This is a genomic window from Streptococcus sp. CF7_Ac1-8, from assembly GCF_024295435.1.
GTDB classification, from domain to species: Bacteria; Bacillota; Bacilli; order Lactobacillales; family Streptococcaceae; genus Streptococcus; species Streptococcus mitis_AP.
Genome location: NZ_JANCPI010000002.1, coordinates 200616 through 210003, shown reverse-complemented (window position 1 = coordinate 210003; position 9388 = coordinate 200616). Strand labels below are relative to the sequence as shown.

9 protein-coding genes and 1 riboswitch are annotated in these 9388 nt (G+C 42.2%); all 9 genes read right to left on the bottom strand.

Translation table 11 applies throughout. From position 1 onward, the window contains the following. Window positions 1-43: 43 nt before the first annotated feature. The 9 genes from NMM26_RS02085 to NMM26_RS02045 all read right to left on the bottom strand — a co-directional run bounded on the left by NMM26_RS02085 (window position 44) and on the right by NMM26_RS02045 (window position 9251). Window positions 44-1243 carry an ABC transporter permease gene (locus tag NMM26_RS02085; protein ID WP_254753670.1) on the bottom strand — a complete coding sequence of 400 codons (1200 nt, stop codon included), beginning with the start codon at window positions 1241-1243 and terminating at the stop codon, window positions 44-46. Beyond that, a complete protein-coding gene (locus NMM26_RS02080; protein WP_254753669.1) occupies window positions 1240-2133 on the bottom strand; it encodes an ABC transporter ATP-binding protein in 894 nt (297 codons plus the stop codon). Before NMM26_RS02080 ends, NMM26_RS02085 begins: the two co-directional genes overlap by 4 nt. Window positions 2134-2368: 235 nt before the next feature. After that, window positions 2369-4774: a phenylalanine--tRNA ligase subunit beta gene (gene pheT, locus NMM26_RS02075; protein WP_254753668.1), complete on the bottom strand. Its 2406-nt coding sequence runs from the start codon at window positions 4772-4774 to the stop codon at window positions 2369-2371. Between the two features lie 120 nt (window positions 4775-4894). Further along, a complete protein-coding gene (gene pheS / locus NMM26_RS02070; RefSeq protein ID WP_031237702.1) occupies window positions 4895-5941 on the bottom strand; it encodes a phenylalanine--tRNA ligase subunit alpha in 1047 nt (348 codons plus the stop codon). Window positions 5942-6211: 270 nt separating this feature from the next. Then, window positions 6212-6661 carry a GNAT family N-acetyltransferase gene (locus tag NMM26_RS02065; protein WP_025171450.1) on the bottom strand — a complete coding sequence of 150 codons (450 nt, stop codon included), beginning with the start codon at window positions 6659-6661 and terminating at the stop codon, window positions 6212-6214. 4 nt (window positions 6662-6665) lie between these two features. Further along, window positions 6666-7085 carry a chromosome partitioning protein ParB gene (locus tag NMM26_RS02060; RefSeq protein WP_000867300.1) on the bottom strand — a complete coding sequence of 140 codons (420 nt, stop codon included), beginning with the start codon at window positions 7083-7085 and terminating at the stop codon, window positions 6666-6668. Between the two features lie 27 nt (window positions 7086-7112). Continuing rightward, entirely contained in the window at window positions 7113-7763 is a 651-nt protein-coding gene (locus tag NMM26_RS02055) for a phosphatase PAP2 family protein (protein ID WP_024056908.1), read from the bottom strand. After that, a complete protein-coding gene (locus tag NMM26_RS02050) occupies window positions 7753-8316 on the bottom strand; it encodes an ECF transporter S component (RefSeq protein WP_000185834.1) in 564 nt (187 codons plus the stop codon). Before NMM26_RS02050 ends, NMM26_RS02055 begins: the two co-directional genes overlap by 11 nt. Before the next feature lie 153 nt (window positions 8317-8469). Next, window positions 8470-8688: riboswitch (FMN riboswitch) on the bottom strand. Window positions 8689-8747: 59 nt separating this feature from the next. After that, on the bottom strand, window positions 8748-9251 hold the full coding sequence (locus NMM26_RS02045) for a tRNA (cytidine(34)-2'-O)-methyltransferase (protein ID WP_000181383.1): 504 nt from the start codon (window positions 9249-9251) through the stop codon (window positions 8748-8750). Between the last annotated feature and the right edge of the window lie 137 nt (window positions 9252-9388).

The following is a 9388-nucleotide window of genomic DNA, read 5'->3' as shown; positions in this document are numbered from 1 at the left end:
CACTCTTTTTGTCTCTCAAAAACCTCGCTTTCGCGAGGCTCTTCTATTTATAAGATAAGGCACGTTTAAAGGTTTTCCAAGGACCTAAATCATCTGTCTGCAGAACGAGACTAGCATACATACGCCCAATAAAGACTGTTGCAATTACTGCAAAAGCAATCGTAATAGCAAGCGAAATCCAAGCTTCTAGGCCATTTGCATAACCATTAATAGCTCTAAATGGCATGAAGAAAGTCGAAATAAAGGGAATATATGAACCGATTTTCAAGATCAAATTATCCCCTGCAGAACCTAAAGCAGTAACTCCCACAAAGCCTACCATAATTATAATCATCAAAGGTGACAAGGCTTTTCCTGCATCCTCAGGACGAGAAACCATAGAACCTAGGAAGGCTGCTAAAACTACGTACATAAAGAGACTGACCAAAATAAAGAGCAAGGTATTTAGAGAGAAAGCATCTCCCAAATGGTCCAGAATACCAAACTGAGCTAATAATGGCAAATCCTTAAAGAGCAGAATTGCAGCGAGACCACCCACGACATAGATGCCGATATGAGTCAAAATCACGAGTAACAAGGCAAGCATACGAGCATAGAAATAATGGCTAGCTCGAATGCTAGAGAAGACCACCTCCATGATTTTAGTCCCTTTCTCACTAGCCACTTCCTGAGCAGTGACACTAGCATAAGTAATTAAAATCATATAGAGAAAGGCTCCAACCGCTGTAGCCGCAATTGTTTGAATCATTTTTTTATTTTCCTTGGATTCATCAATTTTCTCCGTAAAGTTAACTGTTTGTTCCAAGCGTTTTTCCTGCTCTTGCGACAAATTAGCTGCCGAACGATTGAGTTGATCTTGAAGCTCATTTAACTTGCTCGTTACTCCTAGCTTAATAGCACTCTCAAGGGAAGTTTCACCGTGATAGACTGCCTTGAGGACGCTGTCCTCTTGGTCAATGGTTAGATAACCCTTGATTTTCTCATCTTTGATAGCAACTTGGGCACTGGCTTCATCCTGATAATCAAAATTGAGACCATTGGTAGATTTGAGACCTTCTGTCACAGCTGGAACCGTGCTAATCACTGCTATCTTACCACTTTGAGCCATTGATGAGCCTTGGAGATAGCCAATTCCTCCAGAGAGACCGATAAACAAGAATGGTGAAATCACCATAAAGAAGAAGCTCCACGATTTGACATGTCGAAGATAGGTTTCCTTGATTACAACCCACATATTTCTCATACTTCCACCCCTGATTCTAGTTTAAAGATTTCATCGATTGTTGGCGCTTGTTGATCAAAGGTTGCAATATATTGCCCCTGAGTCAAGATTGGGAAGAGTTCCCTTCCAGCGCTCTCATCCTCCAAGATCAATTTCCAACTGCCTTGTTTGGTCAAGCTCACCTGTTTAACATGAGGAAGTTTTTCCAATTCTTCCTTGCTTCGCTCACTTGAAACAAAGAGACGCGTTTTCCCGTATTGATTACGGACATCCTGGACCGGCCCATGCAAGACTACACGACCATCTCGAATCATGAGAATATCGTCACAAAGCTCCTCGACGTTGGTCATGACATGGTCAGAAAAGATAATGGTTGCCCCACGTTCTTTTTCTTGAAAAATGACTTGTTTGAGCAATTCTGTATTAACTGGGTCCAATCCACTGAAAGGCTCATCCAAGATAATCAAGTCTGGTTCATGAATCAGAGTAATAATGAGCTGAATCTTCTGCTGATTTCCTTTTGACAGACTCTTGATTTTATCAGTCAGCTTCCCTTTCACTTCCAACCTCTTCATCCATTGAGGGAGTTTTTCCTTGATCTCCTTGGCATCCATACCTTTTAGAGTCGCCAAGTAACGAACTTGTTCAAGGACTGTCAATTTAGGTATGAGACTGCGTTCTTCAGGCAGATAGCCAATCCGAGCGTAGGTCTCCTGACGAATATCCTGACCATCTAGACTAATTTCTCCTTGATATTCTAGGAATTTCAAAATACTGTGGAAAATCGTTGTCTTTCCAGCACCATTTTTCCCGACTAGTCCCAAAATACGACCTGGTCGTGCTTGAAAGTCAATACCAAACAAAACTTGCTTGGGTCCAAAACTTTTCTCTAGACTTCTTACTTCTAGCATCTTTCACCTCCGAAATTTCTTTCACTCATTATACTCTTTTTTGATAGCCTTTACAATAATTTTTGTCCATTTTTATCATCCTCATTTTAGTAAAAAATCTTGGAATACTTTGAGCTATGAGTACATTATACAGTAGCAAACTTCAATTTATCTTCTCTGTTCCTCAACTGTCTATTTTTAATCCTGAATTGTTATTTGAAAAGCAAAAATCCACCCCGAAGGATGGATTGATGATTTAACGCACTTCTGCATTGACTTTTTCTTCGAGAGAAGCTTGGATTTTTTCCATATAGCGTGCGACTTCTTCGTCCGTTAAGCTATCTTCTGGATTTTGGAAAGTCAAGCTATAAGCCATTGACTTCATACCAAGTCCCAATTTTTCGCCTGAGAAAACATCAAAGAGTTTGATATCTGTCAAACGTTTCACGCCGGCAGCTTGGATAGCATCTACAACTTCTTGGTGAGTTACTTCTGCCTTGAGGAGAAGAGCAACGTCACGGCTGACTGCTGGGAATTTCGTGATTTCCACAAATGGAGCAGCAGGTTGAAGGGCTACTTCGATGGCTGAAAGGTTGAGCTCAGCTACATACGTTTCTGGAATATCGTAAGCCTTAGCAGTGACTGGGTGTACTTGACCAAGGAAACCAAGAACTTGGTCACCGAGTGAAATGACTGCTGTACGACCTGGGTGGAGGCTAGCGATTTCAGCTGTAGCTGTATAGGTCACTTCTAGTCCCAAACGAGCAAAGAGGGCTTCAAGGATTCCTTTAGCATAGAAGAAATCAACTGGAACCGCTGCTGTTTGGAAATCTTTTTCAGCAACCAAGCCTGTCAAGGCAAAGGCAAAACTGTTAATTTCGTTTGGTAGATCTTCTTTTGGATTACCAGTTTGCTCAAAGACTTTTCCGATTTCATAAAGGGCCAAGTTTTTGTTCTTACGAGCCACATTGTAGGCAACAGTATCAAGGATACCTGAAATCATATTTTGACGGAGGACAGAACGGTCCACTGTCATTGGCCACATAAGTTCCGTAAGGTTACTTGGTTGAGCCGTAAACTCAACTGCTTTTTCAGGAGTTGTTAGAGCGTAGGTGATGATTTCTGTCAAACCTGCTCCTTCAGCGATCGTACGAACTTGACGGCGGAGTTTTTGGGTTGCAGTCAATTCACCAGCTGTACCATCATCTTTTGGAAGGCTGGTTGGCAAGCGGTCATAACCATAGATACGAGCGATTTCTTCAAAGAGGTCTGCTTCGATGGTGATATCCCAACGACGACGTGGTACGCTGACTGTAAAGCTGTCTGCATTTCCAGAAAGACCAAAGCCAAGACGACGGAAGACGTCTTCTACATCAGCATAAGAAAGATCAGTTCCGAGGACACGGTTAACATCGGCAAGAGTTGAAGAAACTTCCACATCAGAGGTATCAAGCTCACCTGCTGAAACGATACCTTTACGTACCGTCGCACCTGCAAGCTCTGCAATCATGCTAGCTGCCGCATCAAGGGCTTGATTGACTGTTGCCACATTGATCCCTTTTTCAAAGCGAGAAGATGACTCAGAACGAAGGTTGAGGCGACCACTAGTCTTACGGATTGATTTTCCGTTGAAGACTGCAGCTTCAAGGACGACACGACTAGATTTCTCAGAGATTTCTGTTGCTTGACCGCCCATGACACCTGCAAGGGCTACTGGCTTGTCTGCGACAGTGATGACTAGGTCATTTGTTTCCAAGTCACGTTCTTCACCATCCAAGGTCACTAATTTTTCACCAGCACGAGCTTCACGCACACGGATGTCAGTCCCTTCAAAGGTATCCAAGTCAAAAGCATGCATTGGTTGACCAAAGTAGAGCAGGATGTAGTTTGTCACGTCCACCACGTTGTTAATAGGACGGATACCTTCATTCATAAGAAGGTTTTGCAACCATTGTGGACTTGGTGCGATAGTCACATTGTCCAAGATACGAGCTGCATAGTAAGGCGCCTTGTCTGTCTCAATGCCCACAGAAAGAGCATCTGCTGCAGTTTGGTCAGTTTCTGAAAGAGTAAATTCTTTAAAGTTGACCGCCTTGTCATAGATGGCAGCCACTTCGTGAGCTACTCCACGCATAGAAAGGGCATCTGCACGGTTTGGTGTGATTGAAAGTTCGATGATTTCATCATCCAAGTCTAGGTATGAGAAGACTTCACCCCCAGGAACGGCTTTTTCTGGCAAGATTTGGATTCCATCTGCGAATTCCTTAGGCACAACTGAGTCAGAAATTCCCAATTCACCAAGGGAACAAATCATCCCAAGTGACTCAAGACCGCGGATTTTCCCTTTTTTGATCTTGTAATTGTCAGCGATGCGAGCTCCTGGAAGAGCCACCATGACTTTGATACCAGCACGCACATTCGGTGCACCACAAACAATTTGACGGGCTTCTTCTTCGCCAACGTTAACCTGACAAACATGAAGGTGAGTTTCTGGCACATCTTCGCAAGACAAGACCTCACCGACGACAATTTTTGAGAGACCGGTAGCCGGTGATTCCACACCTTCTACCTCGATCCCTGTGGTTGACATTTTTTCAGCCAACTCTTGTGATGGCACATCAATGTCCACCAATTCTTTTAACCATTTATAAGATACAAGCATAATTCTGATTGTAAGGTCCCACCAAGTAAGACCTTTTCAATTCCTTTCTTTTTCTTCGAGTCAGTCCTCACCATTTCTCGTCAAGAGTAGCTGACTAGGACTGTGTTTCAGGTTTCAATCTTATTTAAACTGTTCTGAGAAGCGGACATCTCCTTGGTAGAATCCACGGATATCGTTGATTCCGTAACGGAGCATAGCTACACGCTCTTGTCCAAGACCAAAGGCAAATCCAGAGTAGACCGTTGCATCAATTCCACTCATTTCGAGAACACGTGGGTGAACCATACCAGCACCCATGATTTCAATCCAACCAGTTTTCTTACATACGTTACATCCTTCACCACCACATTTGAAGCACGAAACATCCACCTCAACAGATGGTTCTGTGAATGGGAAGTAAGAGGGGCGCAAACGAATTTGACGCTCTTCGCCAAACATTTTTTGCACAATCAACTGAAGGGTTCCTTGAAGGTCTGCCATAGAAATGTTCTTCCCAACAACCAAACCTTCGATTTGGTGGAATTGGTGACTGTGGGTCGCATCGTCTGTGTCACGACGGAAGACACGCCCTGGTGAGATCATTTTCAAAGGGCCTTTAGAGAAATCATGAGCATCCATAGCACGCGCCTGCACAGGAGATGTATGAGTACGGAGCAAGATTTCTTCAGTGATATAGAATGTGTCCTGCATATCGCGGGCTGGATGATCTTTCGGAAGGTTCATACGTTCAAAGTTATAGTAGTCTTGCTCCACTTCAAAACCATCCACGACTTGGTAACCCATACCAATGAAAATATCTTCGATTTCTTCACTGGTTTGTGTCAAAACGTGGCGGTGACCCGTCGCAACAGGGCGACCTGGAAGTGTCACATCGATACTCTCGCTAGCCAGTTGAGCTGCGACTTTCTTTTCTTCCAATAGTTTAGCTGTTTCTTCAAAGGCTGCTGTCAAGACATCACGAGCTTCATTGACGTGTTTCCCGATAATCGGACGCATCTCAGCAGAGACATCTTTCATCCCTTTGAGGATTTCAGTAAGTGAACCCTTTTTCCCAAGGACAGAAACACGCAAATCTTGCATCTCTTTTTTATTTTCAGCAGTAATCTGCTTCAAGCTAGCCAGCGTTTCTTCACGAAGCGCTTTTAATTGTTCTTCAATAGTTGACATAATTCCTCCATCAGTCTCTCGTAGATAAAAAGAAAACCACATGCCAAAAACTCCACTCGGAGCGTTGACACGCGGTACCATCCGTTTTTATCTGACAAGTCAGACCTTCATTTCTAAATCCATGCACAAGTGAATTCACCCAGCTTTCATATAGAGAGCTTGCAGTCACGGCTCTCCTCCCTGATATACTTCCCTTGAGTTACTAGTCTTGCAGATTTCTATTCAATTACTACATAGTTTATCAGATTTTGAGTTAAAAAACAAGTTAGATTAGATTAATTTCAATACAAAACTCATTCCTTTTTCTGTTGCTCCATTTTCCACAAATCCAAGCGACTTGAAACACCTCCTAGAAGCATGATTGTAGGTGTAGATTTCCTTGACTCTCAATTCTTTCCATCCTTTTACTCGAGCCAATTCAATCAAAGCACTTAGAATCTTTTTTCCAAGTCCTCGATGTTGGTAAGCGGAATTCCCAATCACAATGGGGAGATTATCCTGAGATAGTGTAACATCCCCAATTGGAAACCATTCTCCCTTCTCCTTGACTTCAATCCAAAAAAGTTCACCATGCTGATCCAAATGGGAATACATAGCTTCCAAAGTTTCTTGACTATAAGGTTTCTTCACACCATCTACGAGGTGAACTAAGTTCACATCCTGATACCAAGCAAAAGCTTCTTCACAATGATTGACCTTATAATAAGGAACAAGACGCAGTGCATTATCTATTTGTAAAATCCGTTTCATCTGCTTTCCTTTTCCACAAAATAGTTGCTGCTTGATTAAAACCATCACACCAGTTATACCATTTTGCTTCATACTCATCTTGAGCTAAGATATGATTTTTTAAATCCAGAACAGAGTAAATCATTCTTTCCTCACAAGCTTGCGCATAGAGATGATATAGTTCATCACCACCATCTCTATCCCACTCAGCAGAAATCGTATCCCGACCTGCCAATAAAGCCTGATAAGCCCTGTGATGTCCATCTGTAATCAACAAGCAATTTCCAAAGGCAAGAATACTGATTGGATCGACTTGGATTGTTTCTGCCGACTGGTAAAGCATCTGAATATCTTGCAACTTCTTTTCTGATAAGTATAGTTGAGTCGGATGAAGATCTGCTATATTGACTTTCATTTCTTTCTCCTCAAAGGAATTTGATACTCACTTCTGCTTGCCTTTAAATCGCCATTGGAATCGGAGCTTGTCATAGAAGGGAAACTCGATAAACAGGACTCCCAAGCCCACACAGAGACTGGCAAGGACATCTGATGGATAGTGAACTCCCAGATAGACCCTTGATACCAGCACACTGACTAGGTAGAGACCAAGGACGATTTGTACGATTTTTCTCCAGACTGGATTTTTCATCCGTTGACTGAGAATGATAATCAGAGAACCGACCATCAAGGTTACAGCCAGAGAATGGCCACTTGGAAAGGAAAATCCCTTCTCCTCAACCAAGTGTAAAATAGCTGGTCGTGGGCGCTGGTAAATATTTTTAAAGGTCACGATTAAAAGACCTGCCAAAGCCAGATTTCCCAGCATGAAGAAACTTTCTACCTTCCACCGCTTACGATAAAAGACAAAAGCTGTAATGACAACCCAAGTGATAATCACTGGAATATCAATCAAGCGTGTGATGGCCCTAAAAAGAATAGTCAAGTAATCTGGCAAGTCTCCTCGAACGGCAGTCTGTATCGGTTGGTCAAAACCGACCAGCGTTTCAGGGTAAAATTTGACCATGTAGCCAAGAATAACGAAAAGTAAAAGGGCAAAACTGCCCTTCATTAAAAATGTTTGTTTATCTCTCATAATGTTTTAAGGTTGGTTTCAAGAGAACATACAACAACCAGAATGAAACGGAAAAGATTACACCCTCAATCAAGTTAAAAGGTAATACCATGGTCATTAGGTAGTTGGAAAGTCCCAAAATTTTTCCAATATCAAAGTTAGCAAACTTAGCGTACAAAGGAACAGCATAAACATAATTGAGAACCAACATAGCCACGGTTAAACCAATAGTCCCAGCTAGAGAGCCTAGTAGGAAACGAAGGGTTGTCCGTTCCTTTTTCCAAATCAAAGCAAATACGATGACAAAAACTCCCAAAGCTACGATATTCATTGGCAAACCAATGTAAGTATTCACTCCCTGACTGTTAAGAAGCAGTTTCAAGAGTGAGCGAAGCAAGAGAACTCCTAGAGCAGCAGGCAAATCCATGACCACTAAGCCCACAAGGACTGGCAAGATACTAAATTCGATCTTGAGGAAGGACGCCGCTGGTAAAAGCGGAAAGTCAAAGTACATCAGCACAAATGAGATGGCTGATAAAATCGCAATGGTCGAAAGTCGACGTGTGTTTGTCATAACAGGTTCCTCCAATTTTCTATAAAATCAGAAGAAGTTAGAAAGGATTCCTCTATCTATTCTCACTTTTTATATCCCAAAAGTTCCCTCTAACTCCGTTGAGCAAGCGGTTACAGTTTGGCTATAAATCTATCAGAACAGACAAAGCTATTCTTTCGTCTTCTCCCATCCAGACTATACTGTCGGTTGTGGAATCTCACCACATCAGCTTGCGCTCGCGGACTTATTTGGCTAAGATATTTTAGATTTATCTAGGCGTCGCAGTCGAAGATAATACTTAAAGTATATCGAGACAAGACAACGACGAGAAAGCTAAAATAGCTAGTCAAATTTACCGCCGGTCGGGAATCACACCCTGCCCTGAAGACTCTTTTATCATAACAAAAAACGCTTGCAAGCGCAAGCATTTTGTTCATTTTCATTTTCATTTTTTATTTCAATTTATCCACTTCATAGGTATGAACAAGCTCAAGACCTGCAAAGTTCTGCTGGCGGAGAGCCTCATAGACAATCATGCAGACGGTATTAGACACATTGAGACTGCGGACATGTTCATCATTCATAGGAATACGGAGAGCTTTCTCAGGATGTTCTCGCATAAAGTCCTCAGGCAAGCCCTTGTCTTCACGTCCAAATAGAAAATAATGGTCTTCGTTAGTCGATAAATCCACATCAGAATACACTTTCTCAGCGAATTTAGAAATCAGATAGAGTTTTCCCTTCATCTGAGACATGAAATCCTCTAAACTCTCGTAAAAATAAATCTCTAGCTTATCCCAATAATCCAAACCAGCTCGCTTCATCTTGCGGTCATCGATAGGAAAGCCCATAGGCTTGATGATGTGGAGGGGAGAATTGGTTGCAGCGCAAGTACGCGCGATATTGCCTGTATTTTGTGGAATTTGTGGTTCAAATAATACAATGTGATTTGTCATGACTTGCTTCCTTTTACCATTGCAAAAAAATAGCCACACTGCCCGGAGTCAAGCTCAGCAAACAGCGTGGTTAAGGCATCGTTAACTTACCTCACAACAGGTTTGAAGTAAATCAGCGAAACTACTTTCTTAGTATA

What these genes read in the sequence shown, in the direction of transcription:
- NMM26_RS02085 (WP_254753670.1), bottom strand. Translation starts at nt 1,243, where the DNA reads ATGAGAAATATGTGGGTTGTAATCAAGGAAACCTATCTTCGACATGTC.
- pheT (WP_254753668.1), bottom strand. Translation starts at nt 4,774, where the DNA reads ATGCTTGTATCTTATAAATGGTTAAAAGAATTGGTGGACATTGATGTG.
- NMM26_RS02080 (WP_254753669.1), bottom strand. Translation starts at nt 2,133, where the DNA reads ATGCTAGAAGTAAGAAGTCTAGAGAAAAGTTTTGGACCCAAGCAAGTT.
- NMM26_RS02045 (WP_000181383.1), bottom strand. Translation starts at nt 9,251, where the DNA reads ATGACAAATCACATTGTATTATTTGAACCACAAATTCCACAAAATACA.
- pheS (WP_031237702.1), bottom strand. Translation starts at nt 5,941, where the DNA reads ATGTCAACTATTGAAGAACAATTAAAAGCGCTTCGTGAAGAAACGCTG.
- NMM26_RS02050 (WP_000185834.1), bottom strand. Translation starts at nt 8,316, where the DNA reads ATGACAAACACACGTCGACTTTCGACCATTGCGATTTTATCAGCCATC.
- NMM26_RS02055 (WP_024056908.1), bottom strand. Translation starts at nt 7,763, where the DNA reads ATGAGAGATAAACAAACATTTTTAATGAAGGGCAGTTTTGCCCTTTTA.
- NMM26_RS02060 (WP_000867300.1), bottom strand. Translation starts at nt 7,085, where the DNA reads ATGAAAGTCAATATAGCAGATCTTCATCCGACTCAACTATACTTATCA.